Below are 23,437 nucleotides of genomic sequence, written 5' to 3'. Positions count from 1 at the left end.
CGGCCCGCTACCTACTTGCGATAGTCTAACGGCGGGTCACGGTCGCCGAGCAGCGAAACATACTCGTAGTTTTCGCCTCGCGACGCCTCGAACTCGGCCTTCGCCTGAGCCACCAATTGCGGATTGGTGAACAGTTCGGCCGCCATCAGCGCCATCGTCTTGGCCGCCACTTGCGTCCCCTTGGCGCCGATCGAATGCCCGCTTGCCGCCACCGCTTGCCAGCTATGTGCGCTGGTGCCGGGAACCCAGGTTGCGGTCCTGACCCCGACCGTGGGCGTGGCCCATGATACGTCGCCGACGTCGGTCGAGCCATAGCCGAGGGTCTTGCCGTAAGGCTGGATCTCGGACGCCGAATCGAGCGGCAAGGCGCCCTCGCCCAAGCTTTCGCTGATTTTCGCAGCCCAGGCACGCTCTTCTGCAGTGTACTCGACCCCGCCAACCTCGCGCAGTTTGGCATCCATCACCTTGGCGAGCGTCTCGTTGACCAGCAGCGGGTTATTGCCGTGAATGATTTCCCATTCGACCTGCGTGCCGGTGCCCAGCGCCGCCCCGCGCGCGGCATCTTCCAGGCGGGTCCACAAGGCACGCACTTCGTCAGCATCCGAATGGCGGACGTAATAAAATGATTCGGCAAAGTCGGGAATGACATTGGGCGCCGCGCCGCCCTGGGTAATGACGTAGTGGATGCGCGTATCCATGCTGGTGTGCTCGCGCATCATGTTGACCATCATGTTCATCGCCTCAACCCCGTCGAGCGCGCTACGACCGCGCTCCGGCGCGCCGGCGGCATGGGCGCTGACGCCTTTGAAGCGGAACTTGGCCGAGCGATTGGCTAGGCTGGTGCGCGCTGCTGCACTGTTGCGGTCGGCCGCGTGCCAGTGAATCGCCACGTCGACATCATCGAACAGTCCGGCACGGGCCATGTAGACCTTGCCCGATCCGCCTTCTTCTGCGGGCGTGCCGTATAGCCGGATGCGGCCTGGTGTTCCGGTCGCCTCGAGCCAGTTCCTGAGCGCGATCGCCGCGGTCAGCGAGCCGGCGGCGAACAAATTATGACCACAGGCATGGCCTGCACCCTTGTCCTCCATGACTTCGCGGCTGGCCGACAACGACTGGCTAATTCCCGGAAGAGCATCATATTCGGCCAGCAGCCCGATCACGGGTCCACCCTTGCCCCACTCGGCCACGAAGGCGGTCGGAATACCGGCGACCCCTTCGGTTACCGAAAATCCCTCGCGCCGCAACTCGTCCTGCAGCAGGTTGCTCGAGCGCAATTCGAGATAGCCCAGTTCAGCCCAATCCCAGATCTGCTTTGCCACCCGCTGGGTCCGTTCGGCCTCCGCCTCGACCGCATCGACGGGGTCGGTGACGGTTTGACCCAAGGCTGGGGTGGCGACGGCGAGCGCGCAAAGGGAAGCGAAACCAGTCAATTTCATGGGGCAATCTCCTCAGCCGCCTTCTTGCCGCGTGGGGCACCAAATGGGAAGGCGCGCTCGACACATTCCCGCCAACGTGGCAATCGCGCCACCCATGGATCCGTTGCAGCTCGTTGGCTCTCTTGTCGCAATCGTGGCCTTGGCCGGACTGGCTCGATGGCTGGGGCTGGGCCGCGAACCGCGGCTGGCCGATGAGGATGCAGCGCGGCGTGCCGCCGACGAGGCGTTCGACGGCTTTGAACCACTGCGATGCGGGCTCGATCAAGATGGTAGGGGCGCACTGTTGGAAGATGCCGAGGGACGCATCTTGCTGCTTAAACCGCATGGCAATTTCTTCGCCGGGCGACTGCTTGGACCTGTTGCGCGAGCCAACCGTGCCGACAATACGCTCACCATCGACGGCGGGGAGCGTCGTTTCGGCAAGGTCACCCTCGCACTCGAAGACGCGGCGTATTGGGAAGAGACGATCGATCGGCTAAAAGGCGCATGCGATGCCTGACTTTTCCCCCACTCAATACGCAGTGCCCGGCTTCGTGCTGCTGGTCCTGATCGAGATGATCTGGGCCTGGCGACGACGGCCGGATGCCTATGAGCCGCGCGATACCCTAGTCAGCCTGGCCTTCGGCCTCGGCAGCACGATTGCCGGGGCACTATTCGGCGGTTTTGCGCTGCTGGTCTTCATCGCGGCGTGGGAATATCGGCTGTTCGATTTCGGGCCAGAGTGGTGGGCGGTCTGGTGGGCATGGCCGCTGTGCTTCGTGCTCGACGATCTGAAATACTACTGGGTGCATCGCGCCGGCCACCGGGTGCGCTGGTTCTGGGCCAGCCACGTCAACCACCACTCGAGCCAACACTACAACCTCAGCACCGCGCTCAGGCAGACATGGACCGGGGCATTCACCCTGGGCTTCGTTTTCGCGCTGCCGCTGGTGTTGCTTGGCTTCCACCCGGTCATGATCGCGATCTGCGCCGGGTTTAACCTGATCTATCAGTTCTGGATCCATACCGAGGCGATCGACAGGCTGCCGCGCTGGTTCGAAGCGGTAATGAATACACCCAGCCATCACCGTGTCCACCACGCCACCAACCCTCGGTATCTCGACCGCAATTACGCCGGGGTATTCATCGTCTGGGACAAGCTGTTCGGCACCTTCGAACCAGAGTGCAACGACGAGACCATTCGTTACGGAATCGTTCGACAGCTCGGCAGCTTCAACCTGCTGTGGGCGGTGTTTCACGAATGGATCGGGATGCTGCAGGACATCTGGCGCAGTCCGTGGAAGCACAAGCTTTCCTACCTTTTGCGCGAGCCGGGCTGGACCCATGACAACAGCCGCGACACCTCCGACACCATCCGCGCACGCTGGCGGGAACGCAGCGGTGGGGAGGAACCGGCGGACGGCAAGAAGCCGATTGCAGCCAAGGAGCAGGCTGCCTAACGCTCATCCTTCAGAGGAGTGAGCGGATGAACCAGTATGATTACATCGTCATCGGCGGTGGCAGCGCCGGGAGCGCCGTGACCGGACGGCTGGCAGTCGACGGCTCGCGCCAGGTCTGCCTGGTCGAGGCCGGCGGCCGCAATAACAACATGCTGATCAAGACGCCGGGTTTCATGCCCTTCCTGCTCAAGAACACCAATTATCGCTATGACACCGTTCCGCAGAAAGGGCTGAACGGCCGGGTCGGCTACCAGCCGCGCGGCAAGGGCCTTGGCGGATCAAGTGCAATTAACGCCATGGTATATATCCGTGGCAATACCTGGGACTATGACAATTGGGCCGCGATGGGCTGCGACGGCTGGGCCTATGACGACGTGTTGCCCTGGTTTAAAAAGGCCGAGGCCAACGAACGCGGGGCCGACGACCATCACGGCGCAGGCGGGCCGCTGTTCGTGTCCGACCAGGCTTACGCTAACCCCACCAGCCACGCCTTTGTCGAAGCGGCAGCGCAATTGCAGCTGCCGCGCAATGACGACTTCAACGGCGCGCGCCAGGCAGGCTTCGGCCTGTACCAGGTGACCCAGCGCAAGGGCGAGCGATGGTCGGCATCGCGCGCCTATGTCGAACCGGTGCGCGATGCGCCCAATCTCCATATTCGCACGCGAACGCTGGTCGAGCGGCTGATCATCGACGGAGGCCGGGTTACGGGTGTCGCGGTGCGCCGCGGCGGCAAAAGCGAGATACTGACCGCGCGGCGCGGGGTGATCCTTTCTGCCGGCGCATTCAATTCGCCCCAGATCCTGATGCTTTCAGGCATCGGGCCGGGCGAGCATTTGAAGGATCACGGGGTCGCGGTCCGGCTCGACCGACCTGCCGTCGGCAGCAATCTGCAGGACCATATCGACTACGTCTCGGGCTGGGAAACCACCAGCACCGTGCCGATCGGCGATTCGTTGGAAGGCACCGCACGGATGGCGCGGGCAATTATCGAACATCGCCGCAAGCGTACCGGGATCATGACCACGCCCTATGCCGAGGCTGGCGGCTTCTGGAAGGTGATGAACGATGCGCCAGCGCCCGACGTGCAGTGGCATTTCGTCCCTGCCGTGCTGGAGGATCATGGCCGCGAGAAGGTCAAGGGACACGGCTTCTCGCTCCATGCCTGCGTGCTGCGGCCCGAAAGCAGGGGCACGGTACGGCTCGGCTCCAACGATCCCGCCGCGCCGCCCCTCATCGATCCCAATTTCCTCGATGACGAGCGGGACATCGCCACCCTGCGCGAAGGCGTGCGACTTTCGCACCGCATCGTCGAAGGTGATCCTCTGCAATTCTACCAACCGACTGATCGCCACCCGATCGACCTTGCCGACGATGCGCAGCTCGACGAGCTGATCCGCAACCGTGCCGACACTGTCTACCACCCGGTCGGCACCTGTCGGATGGGCGCGGACGAAGACGCGGTCGTGAATACCAGGCTCAAGGCCCGTGGGGTCGACGGTTTGTGGATCGCCGATGCCTCGGTCATGCCGAAGATCGTCAGCGGTAACACCAACGCGTCCAGCATCATGATCGGCGAACGCTGTGCCGACTTTATTCTCAGCGCCGAACATTGACGGCAGCCACAAAAAAGGGGCCGGAAGCGCATGCTCCCGGCCCCTCGTTTCGTTGCGGTCCGCTTAGAACTCCTTGCGGGCGGTGATCCCGAAGGTGCGCGGCTGACCGACGCTGTAGGCCAGGCGAGCGCGACCACCGCGTTCGCGATCGAACGACAGTAGGGCGTTTTCGTCGAGCACGTTGTTGACGTACACCGTGAAGCTGTACCCGTTCTCGAATTCGAGGCCGGCGCTCAGGTTCACCAGTTCGTAGCTGTCGAGCAGCAGGTCGACCGTGGTCGAGGCGCTTGCAGGAGCACCGGCGAACGGCAGGCCGTGCACAAAGGTGCGCGGATTGCCTTCCTGGTCAGCGGGCTGGGTATAGCGCGTTCCGACATGGGACACCGAGGCACCGATGTAAGCGTCGGCGCCGTTGGAAACCGGCCATTCGTAGCTGCCGCTGGCAGCGATCTGGAATTTGGGTACGGACGGCAGGCGATTGCCTTCGCGAATACCCGTTGCGCTGGCCAGTGCGCCCGGCAGGGTGGTGTCGAACTCGGCTTCAATGAAGCTGCCCGACAGGTTGAAATTGAGGCCCGGTGCGGGGTTCAGGCCCAGTTCTGCCTCGACCCCTGCCGAATGTGCGTCGGGAACGTTGAAGACGATGCGCGACGAACAGCTGCCGGCATCAAGCGTGACCTGCAGATTGCTAATGTCGTTGTAGAACGCCGCAGCATTGAAGGTGAAGCCATCGCCTTGCGACTTCACGCCCAGTTCGTAGTTCCACAAGGTTTCGTCGTCATAGGACTGGAAACCGCCGAACAGCGCCAGGTCCTGTGCATTACAGAGCGGCACGTTGAGCGGATCGTTGACGCCGCCAAGGCGGAAGCCCTTGGAGGCCTGCGCATTGACGGTAACGTCGGGCGCCACCTCGTAGCTGAGCAGCAGGCGCGGGGTGAAGCCGTTCGAAGCGGTCCGGTCGACCACATCGGTATCGCCATTGGCGAACAGGCCGCCCGTGGTGATTGTCCGCTTCTCCTCGAAATCGTAATACCGTCCGCCGGCCGTGACGGTCAGCGCATCGGTAAGGTCGAAGCTCACCTCGCCAAACACCGCGATCTGCGAAATGTCATACGGCAGGTCGGAGTTGAACGGCGAGTCGAGGTCGAAGCCATTGGAAACGGCCGCCGAAGTTCCGGCACCCAATGCAGCGTCGGTTGCCGCAGCATAGCCAGGGGTCGGAAGGCGCTGGGCGTAAACCCGGTCAGCTTCCGAATAGAACGCCCCGATCAACCACTGGAACATGCCCGAATTATTCGACGACAGCCGGACTTCCTGTGTGATGGTTTCGAGATCCGTCGTGTCACGCAGGTTCGAAGGCAACATCACCGCCGAGGCAGGGTAACCCAGATCGACCGAGACCGAGCCCGTCAAAGCGCTGGCATCGCGGCTCACGAGGATGTCGCGGTTGATGTAGGAACTGACCGAGGTGAGCGTTGCGGGGCCAAGGTCGGCCTCCATCGTCAGGTCGAAGAGGAAGGTTTCATCCTCAAACCCCTCGCGCAGGCGCAGATACTGCTCGCGCTCGCCAAGCTGGACCGGATTGGTCATGAACGGGTTGGCGTAAAGGTTGAAGATTTCCTGCCGGTTGAACCCGTCGGCAGTGACCTTCTGGTACACCACGCGCGGCGTCACGGCGAAGCCGGTGCCGCTGTCCATCCGCACAGCGATGCGACCACCATAGCGTTCGCCCGAGTTGATGTTCTCGCCACCAGCCGGGCCAATCGCGTCGATGAAGCCACCGTATTGGGTGTAATAACCGACCACGCGGGCGGCTAGCATTTCGCCCATCGGGAGATTGATCGCACCCTTGGCGTGCCAGCCCAGGTCGCCGCCGTCGATCATGTTGACGTTAGCCTCTGCCGTGCCTTCGACGACGCCCATCTGCGGCTGGTTGGTGATGTAGCGGATCGTGCCGCCGACCGAGCCCGAGCCGAACAGCGTGCCCTGCGGGCCGCGCAGCGTCTCGACGCGGTTGAGATCGAACAGGTCGAGGTCGGGGGTGAACAACGAAAGCGAGATGACCGATTCGTCGAGATAGACGCCGACCTGCTCCTTCACGCCGGGCTGGTCACGCACGACCTGGCCGGCAGAAACGCCACGGACTGAAACCTGGCTCTGGCCTGGGCCGAGGTTCTGCACCGAAAGACCGGCGACATTGCGCGACAGGTCTTCCAGCGTAACTGCGCCTGACTTCTGGATGTCTTCCTGGGTCTGGGCGTTGATCGAGAACGGCACGTCCTGGACAGTGGTGGCGCGCTTGGTCGCGGTGACGACAATCACATTGCTGCTTGTCTGACGGTTCTGCGCGACCGGCTCCTCACTGTCCTGTGCCATGGCGGGAACTGCTGCGAAGCCGAGGACACAGCTTGCGAGCAGCGCGCGGCGCATACGCGCAATCGAATGCGTGTGGGGGTAATGCATGGTTCTCTCCTGTTGCCCGGGCATATTTGCCCTTCCGGCCCGATTGAATCGCCACGCGCTTCAAAACAATTCGCAATCGAAACCATTTCTCAGAATTGCCTGACTGTGTGGCGCAGGAGTCACATTCGGCCCGGCGCTAAAAAGGGGGCCGAAACACGGGTGGTTCCGGCCCCTTCAAAGGTGTTGTTCGCAGGAGGAACATGGGTTGGCGAGGCGATCGGGAGAGGAAAACCGCCCCGCCAATTCAGGTGATCAGTTGTAGGCGCGTTCTCCGTGTTCGGAGATATCGAGCCCGTCGACTTCGGTTTCCGGATCGACGCGGAGGCCAATCAGGAGCTTGACGATGGTGGCGGCAACCAGCGTGCCGATCCCGGCCCAGGCGATCGTGACGAGCACGCCAAAGGTCTGGGTCCACAACTGCGCGCCAAGCGCGGTAGAGCCGTCGCCCGGTCCGCCGAGGAAGGGCTGGTAGACGAGGCCAGTGCCGATTGCGCCGACGATCCCGCCGATCCCGTGGATACCGAATGCGTCGAGTGAATCGTCGTAGCCGAGCTTCGTTTTGACCTTGGCGACGAAGTAGTAGCACACTGCTGCAGACACGATGCCAAGCAGGATCGCACCGAACGGACCGCTATTGCCTGCCGCCGGAGTGACTGCGACCAGACCGGCGATTACGCCAGAGCAGAAGCCCAGTGCCGACCCCTTGTGACCGGCGCCGCGCTCGATCACCATCCAGGTTAACGCACCTGCTGCAGTTGCAACAAAGGTGTTGATCATGGCGAGACCTGCAGAGGCATCAGCTTCCAGCGCGCTGCCGGCATTGAAGCCGAACCAGCCAACCCACAGCAGGCCGGTGCCGACCATCGTCAGCGTCATCGAGTGTGGCGGCATGGGTTCGGCCGGATAGCCGCGCCGCTTGCCCAGCAACCAGGCAAGGACCAGTCCCGAGACACCGGCGTTGATGTGGACGACGGTCCCGCCGGCGAAATCAAGCGCGCCGTCTTCGAACAACAGGCCACCGCCCGCCCACACCATGTGGGCAATCGGAAAATAGACGATCGTCAGCCAGATCGGGACGAAAGCCATGACCGCGTTGAACTTCATCCGCTCGGCCGTCGCGCCGAGGATCAGCGCAGCGGTGATGGCGGCAAAGGTCATCTGGAAGGAGATGAAGACGTATTCACTGATGACCTCGTCAGTGAAGGTTGCGGCGGTGCTGTCGGCGGTGATGCCGGCCAGGAACGGCACGCCCCAGCTGAAGAAGGCATTGCCTTCAGGCCCGAAAGCAGTCGAATAGCCCCACATCACCCAGACCAGCATTGCCAGCGCGGCAGTGGCGCCGATCTGGGTCATGGTCGAAAGCATGTTCTTGGACCGCGTCAGGCCGCCATAGAACAGGGCCAGGCCCGGCACGATCATCAGCAGGACAAGAACGGTCGAGGTCATCATCCAGGCATTGTTGCCAGGATTGGGAACAGGCGCGGCCGCGGCGGCGTCCTGCGCGAATGCGGAAGTCGACAGCAGGACGGTGGCGGTCACCGCCCCGGCGTTGCGAAGAAGCGATCGGATCATGTTCGGTTTCCCCCGGATCACAGAGCTGTATCGCCGGTCTCGCCGGTGCGAATGCGGGTCGCGCTGGCGAGATCGAGGACGAAAATCTTACCATCACCGATGGCATCGGTGGCGGCGGTGGACTGGATAGTCTCGACGATTTGCGGCGCGAGATCATCACGCGCGGCAATCTCGAGCTTTACCTTGGGAAGCATGTTGGTCGAATATTCCGCCCCACGGTAAATCTCGGTCTGGCCTTTCTGGCGACCGAAGCCCTTGACCTCGGTTACGGTCATGCCCGCAACGCCAATTTGGCCCAGCGCTTCGCGCACCTCGTCGAGCTTGAACGGTTTGATGACGGCGATGATGAACTTCACCTTGTCCCCCTTGGCTGCGGCCCGGATCATCCCGGACTTCGCAACTGCAGCAAGAGGCGTGCCAAAACGGCGCCACCCCCGGCCCCAGCGATGAGCGCCGGCTTTTCAATCGAGAATTATGCTGTTTTTTTAGGCAGTGCCGTTAATTTGGGCGCGGACCCAGATGGGCAGGTGGTCCGAGGCCTCTGCCGAGAGGTGGCTGTGGTGAACACCCTGTTTGAGCAGCTGCCAGCCGGAGGAGAACGCAATCCGGTCAAGCCGGGCAATCGGACGACGGCTGGGGAAACTCGGGCCAGGGGCGCAAACCGTCCAATCGTCAGCGAAGCGGCGGATCGCCCCCCAGCGTATGGTCCACTGGTTGAAATCGCCGAGAAGGATCGTGGGACAGTTCTTCTCGCAACGATCGACGTATCGCAGGATAGAGCGGATCTGGTCCGATCGTCGCAGGCCTGACAGGTCGAGATGGGTGCCGATCACACGGAACTCTGCGCCTTGATGGCGGATAACCGCACTGGCCGCACCGCGCGGTTCGAGTGTCGGGATGTCGAGCGAGGAGCCTTCCACCACTTCTAGATTGCGCCGTACCAGCAAGGCATTGCCGTGATAGCCGAGCGAGCGCGCACGCCGCGCCACCGGCACCGCTTTCCACGGACTGTCGTCGAGCGCTGCGCGCGGCAGAACGCTGACACGCTGGCCGAAGCGCAGGTCCGCCTCCTGCAGCGCAATCACGTCGGCGTCGATCTCGCGCAGCACGGTGAGGATGCGCGCGGCATCGCGCACGCCATCGGTGCCGACGGCCTTGTGAATATTGTAACTGGCAAAGGTCAGCGTCGCGCTCAATCGGGCCTCATGCTGGCATCGCCCGCGATATAGCGATCGGTCGTGCGCGTCGGAAGCCCGTCAATACTGCCTGCGGCAAGGCTGACCTTGGCTTCCCAGGCGCGCGGTTCGATCCTTGTGTGAGCCTTGAGCAAAGTGGTGCGCTCATCCTCCAGTGTCATCAAGGGGACGCCCCATCCGCAGCTTGTCTGGACGCTGTCGATATCGACCACGAATATCTGGCGCGTGCCGGGCATCATGGTGAAGTGCTCGGCGAGCGCGTCCCACCCTTCGTCCTGCGGCAGGACTGCGCGTCCGTGGCCGTATATACGCAATATCAGAGCCGGCTGCTGGAAATTGCAGAACATCAAAGTAATGCGTCCATCGGCGGCGAGGTGGGCATGGGTCTCATTGCCCGAACCAGCCAGGTCGAGATAGGCGATCTGGCGAGGCGAAAGGACGCGAATTGCGTCATAGCCCTTGGGGCTGAGATTGATCCGCGCATCGGGAGCCGCGGTTGCCACGAAGAAAACCGGCTGATTTTCGATCATGGCCACATGCGCAGGCTCGAGCGCTTCGAAGAAATCCGCCATGCTCGCAATGCTAGGCGCGGCGCGGCGGCTTGTCACCGCTCCTTGGTTGCGGAAAAGGTCAGGTCGGGGTTCTTTTCAGCCTGATAGTTCACGTCCCACGGGCTCTTGGCCATGAACACGAGGTCGCCGTCGCGATCGCGAGCGAGATTTGCGCGGTTGAAACTCTCGAACTCTTCAACTGCCTTGCCCTCGCCGCGCACCCAACGGGCGGTCGCGAAGGGTGCCGGTTCGAGGCTCGCCTCGACCTTGTACTCCGCGGCCAGCCGCGAAACGAGCACTTCGAGCTGCAATTGGCCGACCACGCCGACTATCCATTGCGCGCCGATCTCCGGATAGAAGACCTGGATCACACCCTCTTCCGACAAATCGTCGAGCGCCTTGCGCAATTGCTTGGTCTTGGTCGGGTCCGCCAGGACCACACGGCGCAGGATCTCGGGCGCGAAATTGGGCAGCCCGGTGAAGCGAACCTCGTTCTTCTCGCTCAAGGTGTCGCCCACGCGCAGCGTGCCATGGTTGGGAATGCCAATGATATCGCCAGCTTCCGCAGTATCGGCAATCTCGCGATCCTGGGCGAAAAACATGATCGGTGAATGCACCGAAATCGGCTTGCCCAGTCCCGAGGGAGTCAGTTTCATGCCGCGTTTGAAGGTGCCCGATACCTGCCGCATGAATGCGATCCGGTCACGGTGATTGGGATCCATGTTGGCCTGCACCTTGAAGATGAAGCCGGTCACCTCGTCGCGGGTCGGCGCGATTGGCCCTGTCTCGCTCGGCTGCGGACGCGGCGGTGGCGCATGGCGCGCAATTGCATCGATCAATTCGGCCACGCCGAAATTCTTGAGCGCCGAGCCGAAATATACCGGGGTTAGATCACCGTTGCGATAAGCTTCGAGATCGAATTCGGGATACCCGATTTGAGCCAGCTCGGCCTCCTCGGCCCATTGCTCGGGAATCTCCGGGTTTTCATCTCGTGTCCCGAGAAATTCCTTCGATGCGCCTTCTGGCCGGGCGACATGCCCGGTGGCATAATCCAGCACGCCTTCGAACTGGCCACCCATGCCGATTGGCCAGCTTTGCGGCGATACGTCGAGCGCAAGCTGGTCGGCCACTTCGTCGAGAAGTTCGAAGCCCGAGCGTCCTTCGCGGTCAACCTTGTTGACGAAGGTTATGATCGGCACCGAGCGAAGCCGGCAGACCTCGAACAGTTTCAATGTCTGCGGCTCGATCCCCTTGGCCGCATCGATCACCATGATCGCCGAGTCGACCGCCGTCAGCGTGCGGTAGGTGTCTTCCGAGAAATCCTCGTGGCCCGGCGTATCGAGCAGGTTGAAGGTAATCGTCTCGGTGCCGTTGTCGGTGGCGTATTCCTTCTCGAAGGTCATCACGCTGGAGGTAACCGAGATCCCGCGCTGCTGCTCGATCTTCATCCAGTCGCTGCGGGCGCGGCGGGCTTGGCCACGCGCCTTGACCTCGCCGGCGAGATGGATCGCGCCGCCCTGCAGCAACAGCTTCTCGGTCAGGGTGGTCTTACCCGCATCGGGGTGCGAGATGATGGCGAAGGTACGACGATTGGACATGATATTCGGGTGCGCTCGACTTAGCCGCGCAGTTCTGCTCCCAGTTTTTTGGCGGCATCTACCACCTTGTCGGAGATTGCCTTGATCTCGTCATCCTTGAACGATTTTTCATCCGGCTGCAGCGTCACTTCAAGCGCGACCGACTTGTGCCCTTCGGGTACGCCCTGGCCGGCAAAAACGTCGAAAATGCGCGCCTCGGTGATCGACTGCTTGTTGGCGGCGAGAACAGCACGCTGCAATTCCCCGGCGACCAGGTCGGCGGGGACCAGGAACGCGAAGTCACGGGTAATCGCCTGCAAGGCGGGAGGCGCATAGGCGGGCCGCACGAAGCCGGCATTCTTGCGCGCCGGGATGGCATCGAGGAACAGCTCGACCGCGACGACCGGGCCATCCACGTCGAATGACTTGAGCGTTGCCGGATGCAGCGCGCCGAAGCGAGCCAGCACATTCTTGGGACCCAGCCGCAAGGTGGCAGACTGGCCGGGGTGGAACTGTTCGCCCGCCTCGCCCATCACCATCAACCTGTCGACTGGAGCGCCAGCCGCTTCGAGCAACGTCTCGGCAACGGTTTTCGCATCATAAGCGTCGAACCCTCGCGCCTTGCCGCCATTGCTGCGCTGGTCCCAGCCGCGTTGCGATTTCTCTCCCGCCAGCACCACGCCGAGCGTCGGTTTCTCATCGCTGGCGCCGCCTTTGCCGCGGAAATAGCGCCGCCCAATTTCGAACAGGCGGCTGCCATCGGCACCGCGGTCGGCATTGTTCTTGGCTGCTGCGAGGAGGCCCGGGATGAGCGAGGGACGCATCGCCTTCATGTCCTCGCTGATCGGGTTCTCAAGCACCCAAAGCTCGGCGCCATCAGCGAAATGTTCGGCCTGCGGGATCGGCAGAAAGGACCACGTTACCGCCTCATGCAGGCCGCCTGCCGCTGCTGCCCGGCGCAGTTTGCGCTCGAGCGTTTGCAACGACGATGCGGTCGGACGCGCGACGCCATCAAGGCGCGGCAAGGCAACGCTTTCAACCTTGTCGAGGCCGATATTGCGAACCACTTCCTCGACCAGATCGGCCGGACCCTCGATATCGTGCCGACGCAGCGGGCAGGTTACCTGCCAGTCGTCCTCCACCTTGAAATCGAGCGCTTGGAGGATGCGCTTCTGCTCGTCCTGGGCAACCTCGATCCCGCCGAGCCGCAGCGTCAGAGCAGGATCAAAAGAGATGACCAGCGGCTCACTTGGCGGGGCGCCTGCAAGCACGGCTTCAGACGCTTTGCCGCCAGCCAGATCGATAATCAGACCGGTCAGCAGGTCGAGACCGTCCTGCAGGAAGGCCGGATCGACCCCGCGTTCGAAGCGGGTGCGGGCATCGGACGCCAGGCCCAGCTTGCGCCCTGTCACGCCGATGCGTTCAGGGTTGAAATAGGCGATTTCGAGCAGGACGTCGGTCGTCCTGTCGGTGACCCCCGAATCCTCGCCACCCATGATCCCGGCAATGTCGTGAACGCCGCTGTCGTCGGCAATCACGGTCATGCTGTCGTCGAGCGTGTAGGTCTTCTCGTTAAGCGCCAGTACCTGCTCGCCGTCCTTGGCCCGCCGGGCAACGACTGCGCCAGACAATTTGGCAAGGTCATAAGCATGAGCCGGCCGGCCATAAGCGAGCATCAGGAAGTTGGTCAGGTCGACCAGCAGCGAGATCGGGCGCTGGCCCGCGCTGACCAGCCGTTGTTGCAGCCAGTCGGGAGAAGGACCATTGGTCACACCGGTAACGACGCGGCCATAGAATGCCGGACAGCCATCAGGGTCGTCGGTGCGGATTTCGACCGGGCAATCGCCCTTGGCATCGAAAGCCGAAATCGCAATTGGCTTGAGGGTGCCGAGGCCAGCTGCGGCAAGGTCGCGGGCAATGCCGTACACGCCCATGCAATCGGGCCTGTTCGGGGTAATCGCCACGTCGATGACCGGGGCCGCGCCGTGATAATCGGCAAAGCTTTCGCCCACCTGCGCGGCAGCAGGCAGTTCGATGATACCGTCGTGCTCGTCGCCAAGTTCGAGCTCGCGGACCGAGCACATCATGCCGTTGCTTTCGACACCGCGGATGGCGCTCTTGCGCAATTCCATCCCGTTGGCGGGCACGACAGCGCCCGGCAGGCCAAGCACACCCTTCATACCTGCACGCGCATTGGGCGCGCCGCAAACAACCTGAAGCGGCTCTCCCTCGCCGGTATCGACGGTGAGCACCTGCAGCTTGTCGGCATCAGGATGCTTGGTTGCGGTCAGGACTTGCGCAACGCGGAAACCGGCCAGCCGTTCGGCCGGGTCCTCGACGCCCTCGACCTCGTGGCCGATGCGATTGAGGGTGGCGACAATTTCTTCGAGGCTCGCATCGGTCTCGAGATGATCCTTGAGCCAGGTGGTGGAGAACTTCATGCCTTCGCCCCCACACCTGCGGAAAGGGTCGGCTGGTCGAACGGGCTAAAGCCATAATGCGCCAGCCAGCGCGGATCGCCGTCGAAGAAAGCGCGCAGATCGTCCATTCCGTATTTGAGCATGGCCAGCCGGTCGACGCCGAGGCCCCAGGCGAAGCCCTGCCATTCGGCCGGGTCGAGCCCGGCCATCTCGATCACCCGGGCGTTGACCATCCCCGATCCGAGCAGCTCCATCCAGTCATGCCCTTCGGCATCGCCATCTCCGCCGACGACGCGGCGGCCGCCGTCACGCGAATAGCCGACATCGACCTCGACCGAAGGCTCGGTAAAGGGGAAATATGACGGACGCAGGCGCAGGACGATGTCATCGCGCTCGAAGAAAGCCTTGAGGAAGGTTTCCAGCGTCCACTTGAGATGGCCGAGATGGATATTGCGATCGATTACCAAGCCTTCGACCTGGTGGAACATCGGCGTGTGGGTCGCATCGCTGTCGCTGCGATAGACCCGCCCCGGCGCGATGATGCGGATCGGCGCACCTTGTACCTGCATCGCACGGATCTGCACCGGAGAAGTGTGCGTGCGCAGCAGCATCCGGTTGCCGTCAGCGTCGCGGTCGGGGAAATAGAAAGTGTCGTGCATCGCACGGGCCGGATGGGTTTCGGCCATGTTGAGCGCGGTGAAATTGTGCCAGTCGTCCTCGATCTCGGGACCGGTGGCGACGGCAAAGCCGAGATCGGCGAAGATTTCCGCCAGCTCGTCCATCACCTGGCTGACCGGATGCACCGATCCGGCAGGCGTGCGCGGAGCCGGCAGCGTCAAGTCGAGGGTCTCGGTTGCCAGCCTGGCTTCGAGTTCGGCCTGCTCGAAGGTGGATTTGCGGGCAGCAATTGCATCGGCAACGGCGGCGCGGGCGCCCTGGATTTTCGGCCCTTCGACTTGCCGCTCTTCCGGCGTCATCTTGCCGAGCGTCTTGAGCAGCGCCGAAATCGATCCCTGCTTGCCGAGAAATTCCACCCGCAGCGCTTCGAGCGCGTCGGCATCGCCGATTGCGGCAATCCGCGCGAGCGCTTCGTTCTTTAGATCGTCTACCGTACTCATGTCCCATCCGGCCCCCGTCGGAGGCTTGGCCTTGCTGTCGAAGGGAGGCCTCTAGCGGGACAAGGGACAAGTCCCAAGCCCCAATTCGCCGCGCGGCGTCGGGGGATATCCAGTGCCCGGTATTCACGTCGAGTCAGTCTAGGCTGTAACCGACAGTCCATCGGCTGCCCGGGTCTCGTTTGCCCTGACATCGCGGGCACGCACTGGCGTGCCCCATACCTTTTGCCGGTGTTCCATGAAGGCATTCATGATCGGATGATCCAAAGCGGCATACTCGGTCGGACTCATGCCGATGAAGTTATGAAACTCGCGCACAAAATGTGGCTGGTCGTGGTAATTGCGGTCGATCGACTGGGTCCAGTTGCCATCACCGTCGATCATGAACGAGGTCAGGCTGCGTATCAGCCGCTGGCGGCGCAAAACGACATTGGGGCTGAAACCGAAATACTTGAGTGAAAGCCGCTCCAGCGTGCGCACGCTGACCCCCGCCCGCTCGGCAAAATCGGGAATCTGGATCATGAAACGATCCATCACTGCATTCTGCATCGCCAACAAGCGGTCTTCATCGCGGGGATGCTTGGCATGCGTTTTGAGCCAGTCGCATACAAGGCGGTACTGCTTCCAATCGTCGTGGCCCGCCCCGTCCAGCTGCCGCGACAGTGTCGTAAAATGGGCATAGGCGGGGTGGGTCGCGCCATTGAAGGCCTTGTTGACAAGGGACCTGGCCGGCGCGCGGACGAAAGTCGCCCATCCCAGGGGCAAGAGGCCGATACCCCATAGCCTGCACGCCCCGATCGAGAATCGCACCGGCCGTGCCGAAGGGCCGGTAGCAAGAAATCCGTTATCCTCGAGTGTCAGACCGGCAAGACGTCCAGCGCTTCGCCCGCGATCATCGAAGAAGCGGACATTCCCCCACTCGGGGAGCAGCACGTCGGACACAATCTTACCCGCAGGAAGATTGACCTCAAGCCGATAGATCGAGGTCAGATGATCAGACCATCTGCCGGGAATTGGAAAAAATTGAAGATCAATCACGCCGATTCCGTCCGCCCTTCGCCCATCGGATTAGACTGTCGCCGTCCGACAGGCAAATCCACAAACGAAAGGGGGCGCTGCGAACATGCCGCAGCGCCCCCTTTTTTATTCCATCGAATTACGAAGCGATCACGCGCTCGGCAAAGCTGCCTTGGCCTGCGTAATCACGCTCTTGAAGGCTGCTTCCTCGTTCATGGCGAGGTCGGCCATGACCTTGCGGTCAAGTTCGATACCAGCGAGTTTCACGCCGTGCATGAACTGCGAATAGGTCAGGCCTTCTGCGCGAACGGCGGCGTTGATACGCTGGATCCACAGGGCGCGGAAACTGCGTTTCTTAACCTTGCGGTCGCGATAGGCGTACTGGCCGGCTTTTTCGACGGCCTGACGAGCAACACGAATGGTGTTCTTGCGCCGACCGCGATAGCCCTTGGCTTGGTCGAGTAGACGCTTGTGCTTCTGGCGCGTGGTAACGCCGCGTTTAATGCGAGGCATAGTTTATCTCCTTGAAATCCAGCGCGCTCAGTTGAGCCCGTAAGGGGCCCACTTTTTCACCGTCGCAGTGTCCGCATCGGACAGGACGGAGGTGCCGCGGTTCTGGCGGATATACTTCGCATTATGGCTCATCAGGCGGTGGCGCTTGCCAGCGACACCATGCTTGATCTTGCCAGTGGCGGTGATCTTGAAGCGCTTTTTAACGCCGCTCTTGGTCTTCAGCTTGGGCATTTTCATCTCCTATAGACAGAGACACGTCCGAACCGGCCCTGGCAGCCCTTGTCGCCAGGCAGGCTAATGAATCACGTGTCAGTGAAGGTGCGCGCATTTAGCGGCTGGGCAGCAAAATGCAAGCGGTTCCTGCGACTGCGCGGCCGCCTGTCGCGACTTAAAAATGCGCGAGGTATCCACCGTCGACATTGATCGTCTCGCCGGTGATGTAGGAGGCCCGGTCCGAAGCGAGGAAAGCGACCGCGCCGGCGATCTCCCCCGGCTGTCCCCAACGGCCGAGCGATGTGCGGCGGCGCAAATGTTTGGCAACCTGCGTATCCTGCACCATTTCCTTGTTGGCCTCGGTCGCGAAATAGCCCGGCGCGACGGCATTGACGGTCACGCCATACGCCCCAAATTCAGCTGCCAGAGCGCGAGTAAGCGCATCGAGGCCGCCTTTGCTGGCGGTATATAGCGCATCGCCGCGGGCAATTCGGGCGGCGATCGAAGTAATATTGACGATCCGGCCCCAGCCGCGCCCACACATCGCAGCGCCAGCCCGCCGCGCCAGGTCAAACGGCGCCACCAGATTGACCTCGAGCAAGTCGCGCATGTCCACGCGGTCCACCTCGGCAAGTGGGCGGCGGTCGCGCATCCCGGCATTGTTGACGAGAATGTCGAGCCCGCCACTGTCCTCGACCGTGCCGAGCGCAGCGGTGACAGCGTCGGCGTCAGTGATATCGAAAGGCAGAGCGGCGGCAGCGCCCCCGATCTTTGCACTTGCCCGCTCAAGGCCTGCGCGATCGCGACCGCCCAACCAGACCTTTGCGCCATCCCGTGCCAACTGTTCGGCTATGGCAAAACCGAGTCCGCGCCCGGCACCCGTGACCAGCGCGGTGCGTCCCGCAAGGTCGCCATTGCCGCTCATCCCAGTGCTTCGATCACGTCTTCCAGCCGGGCGGGATCTCCGAGGGCGATGACGTGTCCGTCGCTGGCGGCATGGAGCGGGTCGCCATTCCAGTCGGCCATGACCCCGCCTGCTCCTTCCACCACTGGCACCAATGCCGCGAAATCGTGCAGCTTCAGCCCGGCTTCGGCGACAATGTCGATATGTCCGCTCGCGAGCATGGCGTAGTTATAGCAGTCTCCTCCCATCACCATTCGCTTGTGGTCGGTGTGCCCGGCCAGTGCCATGAACCGATTGCCCTGTTCGACCGTGAAATAATGCGGTCCGGTGGTGGCGAGCGTGGCCTCCTCGAGCGACTTGCAAGTGCGCGCGGTGACGGGCCGGTTGTTCAAGGTAGTTCCTTGCCCCGCCACGCCGACCCATCGTTCACCGATGATTGCCTGGTCGATCACCCCGAGTACGGGAAACCCGTCTTTCATCAGGGCGATGAGCGTGCCGAAGAACGGACGGCCTGCAAGGAAGTTGGTGGTTCCGTCGATCGGGTCGAGTACCCATTGCCGTCCGCTGCGACCTTCTTCGGTCCCGAACTCTTCGCCGACCACGCCGTCTTGCGGATACTCGGCCTTGAGGATGCGACGCATCGCCTCCTCTGCGGCGCGGTCGGCCTCGGTCACGGGCGATGAATCGGCTTTGCGTTCGGCGCCAATCTTGCGGAAGCGGGGACGGATTTCCTCGCGCGCAACATCGGCGAGACGGTGGGCGAGGGCGATTTCGGCAGACAGGTTCATGGCGCGGCGATGGGCGGAGCGAACGTCTTGGTCAAGAGCGAGATTGCCGTGCGCCGACAAGCATCCTAGATAAATCTCAAGGGGATACGCATGGCTACAACCGATGAGAGGCAGGGGCAGACGCGACCCACCGGTGCACAATACGACACTACGCGTGACGGTCACCGTATTTCCATCAACCGACAGCCTCGCGAGAGCCTGAGGCCGTGGGTTGGCCATGTTTACGGCATGGAACTGGGCGCCCCGAAGAGTTCGCTCGTCGCCTGCGGAATCTTCACCGATGCACCCATGTTGAGAGCTCTCTTGCACGGCGATTGGCAAGCCCAGTCAGCGGACGGCAGCCGGGCTTATCATGACGAGGTCCTGTTGTTCGGCCCGCAGTCCAAACGCATGCCGGTGAGCGTTGGCGGAGGGTTCGCATCGGTCGGGCTGTCACTGCGTGCGGGCGCTATTCACGCGCTGGGTGGACCACCTTCGCCGGATCTCCTGGACCGCATTGTGCCGTATAGTGCCTTGCCGTTGGCAGACCCTGCCCTGCTGGACGAGTTGCGATCCGGCACCAGCGCCGAAGATTGGATGACGACGATTGAAGATTTCATTGAAGCACTGGTCGAGCAAGCAGGGCGAAAGAAACCCGACCCGGTGTCGGCCGGATTTCACCGCCTTGCCCTCGAAGACCCGAATATTGCGGTATCCGAGTGTTCCGAGCGGCTGAATGTCGATCAGCGGCGATTGGAGCGGGTCGTAAAGCGCGATTTTGGCCTGTCGCCCAAACGGGTGCTCCGCCGCGCCCGAGCTCTCGATCTGGCCGCGCATCTATGCGGCGTGGCGGATGACACCGAAGCACAGGAACTTGCGCTGCGCTATTTTGACCAGTCGCACCTCAACCGTGAATTCACGGCCATGTTCGGGATGACTCCGCGGCGGTTCCTCAACACCAGCCAGCCGTTGCTGACGATCACGCTCGAATCACGCCAAGCCCGGCGGCTGGAAGAACTCGACCGGATCGAGCAAGGCGAGAAACGCCCCTGGCAATAGCTCGCCTGGGGCAGGAATTGCCTAGTCGAACAGCGAGCTGACCGAGCTTTCATCTGCGATACGGCGCACGGCCTCTCCGATCAGAGGAGCGATGGTAAGATAGCGGATCTTCTCGGCGTCGGTAGCGGCGTCGGTGGCCCCGATGGTGTCGGTAACGACCAGCTCGGTGAGGGCCGAACTGTTGACCCGCGCGACCGCTCCGCCCGACAGCACGCCGTGGGTGATGTAGGCTGCAACCGAGCTGGCCCCCTGCTCCAGCAAAGCTTCGGCCGCATTGCACAGCGTACCGCCCGAATCGACGATATCGTCGATCAGCACGCAGTGGCGTCCCTTGACGTCGCCGATGATGTTCATGACCTCGCTTTCGCCGGGCCGATCCCGACGCTTGTCGACGATCGCCAGCGGGGCGTTGTCGAGCCGCTTGGCCAGTGCGCGGGCGCGGACCACGCCGCCGACATCAGGAGAGACCACCATCAGTTCGCGCTCGCCGTAGCGGGCCTGGATATCGGCTGCCATGGTCGGTGCGGCGTAAAGGTTGTCGGTCGGAATATCGAAGAAGCCCTGGATCTGGCCGGCATGCAGGTCGACCGCCAGCACGCGGTCGGCGCCAGCCTCGGTAATGAGGTTGGCTACCAGCTTGGCCGAGATCGGCGTGCGCGGCCCGGGCTTCCGGTCCTGCCTGGCATAACCGAAATAGGGCACCACCGCGGTGATCCGCTTGGCCGAGGCGCGGCGCAGCGCATCGATCCCGATCAGCAGTTCCATCAGGTTGTCGTTGGCGGGATAGCTCGTCGACTGGACGAGGAATACGTCCTCGCCGCGGACATTCTCATGTATCTCGACGAAGATTTCCTCGTCCGCGAAACGCCGGACACTGGCATCGGTCAACGGGATTTCGAGGTAGGCGGCAATCGCCCGGGCAAGCGGCAGGTTCGAATTGCCGGCCATGATTTTCATTTAAGCGGTCCCCGGATGTTGCGAGCCAGCCTATGCGACTCGGATTTGCCCCGGATTAGCCGCCTGACATCCTATTGCAACATAATGCGCGGACGTTCTCCCCGCTGCGGCACGCTGCTCAGATGCGGTGCTCGCCCCGAATCCAGCGCACGGTACCACTCGATGCGCGCATGACCACGCTTTCGGTCGTCATCACCCGCGCACCGCCAATGCCGTGCTTTCGCTTGACGCCATCGAGCAGCGAGCCCGAAGTAACTCCGGTGGCGGCGAAGATGCAATCGCCCTTGGCCAGATCCTCGAGCTTGTAGATACGGTCGAGGTCTTCGATCCCCCATTTGCGCGCACGCGCCTTCTCGTCTTCGTTGCGGAACACCAGCCGGCCATTGAACTGGCCGCCGACGCAGCGCAGGGCGGCGGCGGCAAGCACACCTTCGGGCGCGCCGCCCTGGCCCATATAAAGGTCGATCGTGGTGTCCTCGTCGGTCACCGCGATTACGCCGGCCACATCGCCATCGCCGATCAGCACCACGCCGCAACCCAGGCTGCGCAATTCTGCAATCAGGTCCGCATGGCGTGGGCGATCTAGGACACAGACGATGATATCGGACGGCTGCACGCCTTTCGCCTCGGCCACTGCCTTGACGTTGTCGGTCGGGCTCTTGGCGATATCGATAATGCCATCGGGATAGCCCGGGCCGACTGCCAGCTTGTCCATGTAGGTATCGGGCGCGTTGAGCAGGCAGCCTTCCTCAGCCGCCGCCAGCACGGCCAATGCGTTGGGGCCGGCCTTGGCGGTGATGGTGGTACCTTCAAGGGGGTCGAGCGCGATGTCGATCTTGGGCCCCTTGCCCGGAGCGCCGCCGACCTTCTCACCGATATAGAGCATCGGTGCTTCGTCGCGCTCGCCTTCGCCGATAACGACGGTGCCATCCATGTAAAGCTCGTCGAAGGCCCGTCGCATGGCCTCGACCGCAGCGGCATCGGCTGCCTTTTCGTCACCGCGACCGATCAGGTCCGAAGCGGCGATGGCGGCGGCTTCTGTCACGCGGACCATTTCCATCACCAAAACGCGATCGAGGACCGAGCTGGCCTTGGTTGCAGAGATCGATCCGGTGGCGGTATTCATGGCGACGCAGTTCCTTCAGAAGTTCGGGGCGTCGCCTAGACCGGCCTTGTGGCAATGTCGATACGCCGAGGGCGCAATTGTCGCTATTCGCAACGGCTTTACCGAAATCGCCCAATTCAACTGCGCAGGATGGGCATGACCAGCGGCTCAGCCACCAGATTGTCGGACCCTTCGAGCATAGCGACGGCCTGCCGGACATTGCGAACTGGACCTGTATGGGTAACCATCGCCACGAGCACGCCGCCCTCGCCATTAGCCTCGCCTTCCTGGATCAGGCTCTGGATCGACACTCCGGCATCGCGCATCGCCGCAGCGATTTCGGCCAGCACCCCTGGTCGGTCGGCGACCATAAAGCGGATATAGGACCGGCTCTTGCGTGCGCCGCTGTCGGCCTTTGCCGCAACAGCCAATGACGCGACCGGGACCGAGAACGGCGCCCCGCTTTCACCGCGTGCAAGATCGATGAGATCGGCCACGACCGCGCTCGCGGTCGGCCCATCACCTGCTCCGGCGCCCTGGAACAGCAGCCGGCCCGCGAAATTGCCCTCGGCAACAACAGCGTTGGTGGGGCCGGCAATCGGAGCCAGCGGATGATCCTTGGCCACCAGGCACGGTCGCACGCGTTGCAGCAGGCGAAATCCATCGGCGGCGGTTTCCATATCAGCGACGCCAATCAGCCGGATTACGTAGCCGAGTGCATCGGCCTGCGCGATATCGACCGCCCGCACCTGCCTGATGCCCTCAACTTCCACGCTGTCGAAATCGATTTCTGTGCCGAATGCCAGCGCAGCCAGGATGGCCAGCTTGTGTGCGGCATCGACGCCGTCGATATCAAAGGCCGGATCGGCTTCGGCAAATCCGTGCGCCTGTGCGTCGGCCAGCGTCTCGCCGAAGTCAGCGCCGCTCGCCTCCATGGCCGTCAGGATATAATTGCAGGTCCCGTTGAGAATCCCGTAGACCCGCTCGATGACATTGGCCGCAGCGCCCTCGCGCAGCCCTTTGACGACCGGGATACCGCCAGCAACCGCAGCTTCGAACCGCAGGCTGCTACCGTGCGCCTCGGCCATCTGCGCCAGTTCCATACCGTGATGGGCCACCATGGCCTTGTTAGCTGTGACCAAGCCCCTGCCCGCTGCCAGGGTCTGCCGTGCCAGCGTCAGTGCCGGTCCGTCAGAGCCGCCGACCAGCTCGACCACCACGTCGACATCGTCGTGCGAAGCAAGTTCGGCCATGTCGTCGCACCAGGCGTAGCCAGCCAGATCGACGCCGCGATCCCGGTGACGCTCGCGAGCGCAAACGGCGGTAATCTTGATCGCCCGACCGGCCCGTTGCTCCACCAGCGTGCCGTTCTGTTCGAGCAGGCGGATCACTCCGGTGCCGACCGTGCCGAGACCGGCAAGACCTACACGTAAGGGCGACAAAGAAGACGGCTTGTTCATGGCCGCAAGGCTCTAGCGCTGCTCGCCCGGGCGGGGGAACCAGTTAATCTTGGTATGGCG

At 62.7% G+C, this 23,437-nt stretch carries 21 protein-coding genes; 4 read left to right on the top strand and 17 right to left on the bottom strand.

Features of this window, described 5'->3' with window-relative positions:
- Positions 1-11: 11 nt before the first annotated feature.
- Positions 12-1,436, bottom strand: a complete 1,425-nt coding sequence (locus ACXYL9_RS02565) for an amidohydrolase (RefSeq protein WP_459038024.1) — start codon at positions 1,434-1,436, stop codon at positions 12-14.
- A gap of 94 nt (positions 1,437-1,530) precedes the next feature.
- Here ACXYL9_RS02565 and ACXYL9_RS02560 point away from each other — a divergent pair, with 94 nt between their 5' ends.
- The 3 genes from ACXYL9_RS02560 to ACXYL9_RS02550 are packed head-to-tail and all read left to right on the top strand — an operon-like array spanning position 1,531 to position 4,488.
- Entirely contained in the window at positions 1,531-1,935 is a 405-nt protein-coding gene (locus tag ACXYL9_RS02560) for a hypothetical protein (protein WP_459038023.1), read from the top strand.
- Positions 1,928-2,875, top strand: coding sequence for a sterol desaturase family protein (locus ACXYL9_RS02555; RefSeq protein WP_459038022.1), 948 nt, complete (start codon positions 1,928-1,930; stop codon positions 2,873-2,875). The genes ACXYL9_RS02560 and ACXYL9_RS02555 overlap by 8 nt, the downstream gene beginning before the upstream one ends.
- Positions 2,876-2,901: 26 nt before the next feature.
- Entirely contained in the window at positions 2,902-4,488 is a 1,587-nt protein-coding gene (locus ACXYL9_RS02550; protein WP_459038021.1) for a GMC family oxidoreductase, read from the top strand.
- 63 nt (positions 4,489-4,551) lie between these two features.
- On the opposite strand, the gene ACXYL9_RS02545 is transcribed toward ACXYL9_RS02550, so the two are convergent.
- The 13 genes from ACXYL9_RS02545 to hisN form a co-directional block, all read right to left on the bottom strand.
- On the bottom strand, positions 4,552-6,951 hold the full coding sequence (locus ACXYL9_RS02545; RefSeq protein ID WP_459038020.1) for a TonB-dependent receptor: 2,400 nt from the start codon (positions 6,949-6,951) through the stop codon (positions 4,552-4,554).
- 252 nt (positions 6,952-7,203) lie between these two features.
- Positions 7,204-8,523 (bottom strand): ammonium transporter, encoded by a 1,320-nt coding sequence (locus ACXYL9_RS02540; protein WP_459038019.1) that lies wholly within the window; start codon positions 8,521-8,523, stop codon positions 7,204-7,206.
- A gap of 17 nt (positions 8,524-8,540) precedes the next feature.
- Positions 8,541-8,879 (bottom strand): P-II family nitrogen regulator, encoded by a 339-nt coding sequence (locus ACXYL9_RS02535; RefSeq protein ID WP_459039840.1) that lies wholly within the window; start codon positions 8,877-8,879, stop codon positions 8,541-8,543.
- 129 nt (positions 8,880-9,008) lie between these two features.
- Positions 9,009-9,719: an endonuclease/exonuclease/phosphatase family protein gene (locus tag ACXYL9_RS02530; protein WP_459038018.1), complete on the bottom strand. Its 711-nt coding sequence runs from the start codon at positions 9,717-9,719 to the stop codon at positions 9,009-9,011.
- The gene (locus tag ACXYL9_RS02525) at positions 9,716-10,291 is read right to left on the bottom strand and encodes a pyridoxamine 5'-phosphate oxidase family protein (protein ID WP_459038017.1); all 576 of its coding nucleotides are present in this window, start codon (positions 10,289-10,291) and stop codon (positions 9,716-9,718) included. Before ACXYL9_RS02525 ends, ACXYL9_RS02530 begins: the two co-directional genes overlap by 4 nt.
- A 32-nt stretch (positions 10,292-10,323) precedes the next feature.
- Entirely contained in the window at positions 10,324-11,868 is a 1,545-nt protein-coding gene (locus ACXYL9_RS02520; protein ID WP_459038016.1) for a peptide chain release factor 3, read from the bottom strand.
- Between the two features lie 20 nt (positions 11,869-11,888).
- A complete protein-coding gene (gene pheT / locus ACXYL9_RS02515) occupies positions 11,889-14,288 on the bottom strand; it encodes a phenylalanine--tRNA ligase subunit beta (RefSeq protein ID WP_459038015.1) in 2,400 nt (799 codons plus the stop codon).
- A complete protein-coding gene (gene pheS / locus ACXYL9_RS02510; RefSeq protein WP_459038014.1) occupies positions 14,285-15,385 on the bottom strand; it encodes a phenylalanine--tRNA ligase subunit alpha in 1,101 nt (366 codons plus the stop codon). Before pheS ends, pheT begins: the two co-directional genes overlap by 4 nt.
- Before the next feature lie 138 nt (positions 15,386-15,523).
- Positions 15,524-16,420, bottom strand: coding sequence for a helix-turn-helix domain-containing protein (locus ACXYL9_RS02505; RefSeq protein WP_459038013.1), 897 nt, complete (start codon positions 16,418-16,420; stop codon positions 15,524-15,526).
- Positions 16,421-16,549: 129 nt separating this feature from the next.
- Positions 16,550-16,912 (bottom strand): 50S ribosomal protein L20, encoded by a 363-nt coding sequence (gene rplT / locus ACXYL9_RS02500; RefSeq protein ID WP_459038012.1) that lies wholly within the window; start codon positions 16,910-16,912, stop codon positions 16,550-16,552.
- A gap of 27 nt (positions 16,913-16,939) precedes the next feature.
- A complete protein-coding gene (gene rpmI / locus ACXYL9_RS02495) occupies positions 16,940-17,143 on the bottom strand; it encodes a 50S ribosomal protein L35 (RefSeq protein ID WP_459038011.1) in 204 nt (67 codons plus the stop codon).
- 157 nt (positions 17,144-17,300) lie between these two features.
- Complete coding sequence (locus ACXYL9_RS02490; protein WP_459038010.1) at positions 17,301-18,050, bottom strand: SDR family oxidoreductase; 750 nt, start codon at positions 18,048-18,050, stop codon at positions 17,301-17,303.
- Positions 18,047-18,817: a histidinol-phosphatase gene (gene hisN / locus ACXYL9_RS02485; protein WP_459038009.1), complete on the bottom strand. Its 771-nt coding sequence runs from the start codon at positions 18,815-18,817 to the stop codon at positions 18,047-18,049. The genes ACXYL9_RS02490 and hisN overlap by 4 nt, the downstream gene beginning before the upstream one ends.
- A gap of 90 nt (positions 18,818-18,907) precedes the next feature.
- Between hisN and ACXYL9_RS02480 the strand changes: the two genes are divergently transcribed.
- Positions 18,908-19,855 (top strand): AraC family transcriptional regulator, encoded by a 948-nt coding sequence (locus ACXYL9_RS02480; protein WP_459038008.1) that lies wholly within the window; start codon positions 18,908-18,910, stop codon positions 19,853-19,855.
- Positions 19,856-19,876: 21 nt separating this feature from the next.
- Here ACXYL9_RS02480 and ACXYL9_RS02475 read toward each other — a convergent pair whose 3' ends face one another.
- The 3 genes from ACXYL9_RS02475 to ACXYL9_RS02465 all read right to left on the bottom strand — a co-directional run bounded on the left by ACXYL9_RS02475 (position 19,877) and on the right by ACXYL9_RS02465 (position 23,377).
- Complete coding sequence (locus ACXYL9_RS02475) at positions 19,877-20,812, bottom strand: ribose-phosphate pyrophosphokinase (RefSeq protein ID WP_459038007.1); 936 nt, start codon at positions 20,810-20,812, stop codon at positions 19,877-19,879.
- Positions 20,813-20,930: 118 nt separating this feature from the next.
- A complete protein-coding gene (gene glpX / locus ACXYL9_RS02470; protein WP_459038006.1) occupies positions 20,931-21,938 on the bottom strand; it encodes a class II fructose-bisphosphatase in 1,008 nt (335 codons plus the stop codon).
- A gap of 116 nt (positions 21,939-22,054) precedes the next feature.
- Positions 22,055-23,377, bottom strand: a complete 1,323-nt coding sequence (locus ACXYL9_RS02465) for a homoserine dehydrogenase (protein ID WP_459038005.1) — start codon at positions 23,375-23,377, stop codon at positions 22,055-22,057.
- Positions 23,378-23,437: the final 60 nt, after the last annotated feature.

Source organism: Qipengyuania sp. CAU 1752 (genome assembly GCF_054482615.1).
The sequence above is the reverse complement of the archived record's forward strand: the minus strand, read 5'-3'. Positions and strand labels throughout refer to the sequence as shown.

Coding starts and splice junctions, on each gene's coding strand:
- ACXYL9_RS02565 (WP_459038024.1), bottom strand. CDS start 1,436: ATGAAATTGACTGGTTTCGCTTCCCTTTGCGCGCTCGCCGTCGCCACC.
- ACXYL9_RS02560 (WP_459038023.1), top strand. CDS start 1,531: ATGGATCCGTTGCAGCTCGTTGGCTCTCTTGTCGCAATCGTGGCCTTG.
- ACXYL9_RS02555 (WP_459038022.1), top strand. CDS start 1,928: ATGCCTGACTTTTCCCCCACTCAATACGCAGTGCCCGGCTTCGTGCTG.
- ACXYL9_RS02550 (WP_459038021.1), top strand. CDS start 2,902: ATGAACCAGTATGATTACATCGTCATCGGCGGTGGCAGCGCCGGGAGC.
- ACXYL9_RS02545 (WP_459038020.1), bottom strand. CDS start 6,951: ATGCATTACCCCCACACGCATTCGATTGCGCGTATGCGCCGCGCGCTG.
- ACXYL9_RS02540 (WP_459038019.1), bottom strand. CDS start 8,523: ATGATCCGATCGCTTCTTCGCAACGCCGGGGCGGTGACCGCCACCGTC.
- ACXYL9_RS02525 (WP_459038017.1), bottom strand. CDS start 10,291: ATGGCGGATTTCTTCGAAGCGCTCGAGCCTGCGCATGTGGCCATGATC.
- ACXYL9_RS02520 (WP_459038016.1), bottom strand. CDS start 11,868: ATGTCCAATCGTCGTACCTTCGCCATCATCTCGCACCCCGATGCGGGT.
- pheT (WP_459038015.1), bottom strand. CDS start 14,288: ATGAAGTTCTCCACCACCTGGCTCAAGGATCATCTCGAGACCGATGCG.
- pheS (WP_459038014.1), bottom strand. CDS start 15,385: ATGAGTACGGTAGACGATCTAAAGAACGAAGCGCTCGCGCGGATTGCC.
- rplT (WP_459038012.1), bottom strand. CDS start 16,912: ATGCCTCGCATTAAACGCGGCGTTACCACGCGCCAGAAGCACAAGCGT.
- rpmI (WP_459038011.1), bottom strand. CDS start 17,143: ATGCCCAAGCTGAAGACCAAGAGCGGCGTTAAAAAGCGCTTCAAGATC.
- ACXYL9_RS02490 (WP_459038010.1), bottom strand. CDS start 18,050: ATGAGCGGCAATGGCGACCTTGCGGGACGCACCGCGCTGGTCACGGGT.
- hisN (WP_459038009.1), bottom strand. CDS start 18,817: ATGAACCTGTCTGCCGAAATCGCCCTCGCCCACCGTCTCGCCGATGTT.
- ACXYL9_RS02480 (WP_459038008.1), top strand. CDS start 18,908: ATGGCTACAACCGATGAGAGGCAGGGGCAGACGCGACCCACCGGTGCA.
- ACXYL9_RS02475 (WP_459038007.1), bottom strand. CDS start 20,812: ATGAAAATCATGGCCGGCAATTCGAACCTGCCGCTTGCCCGGGCGATT.
- glpX (WP_459038006.1), bottom strand. CDS start 21,938: ATGAATACCGCCACCGGATCGATCTCTGCAACCAAGGCCAGCTCGGTC.
- ACXYL9_RS02465 (WP_459038005.1), bottom strand. CDS start 23,377: ATGAACAAGCCGTCTTCTTTGTCGCCCTTACGTGTAGGTCTTGCCGGT.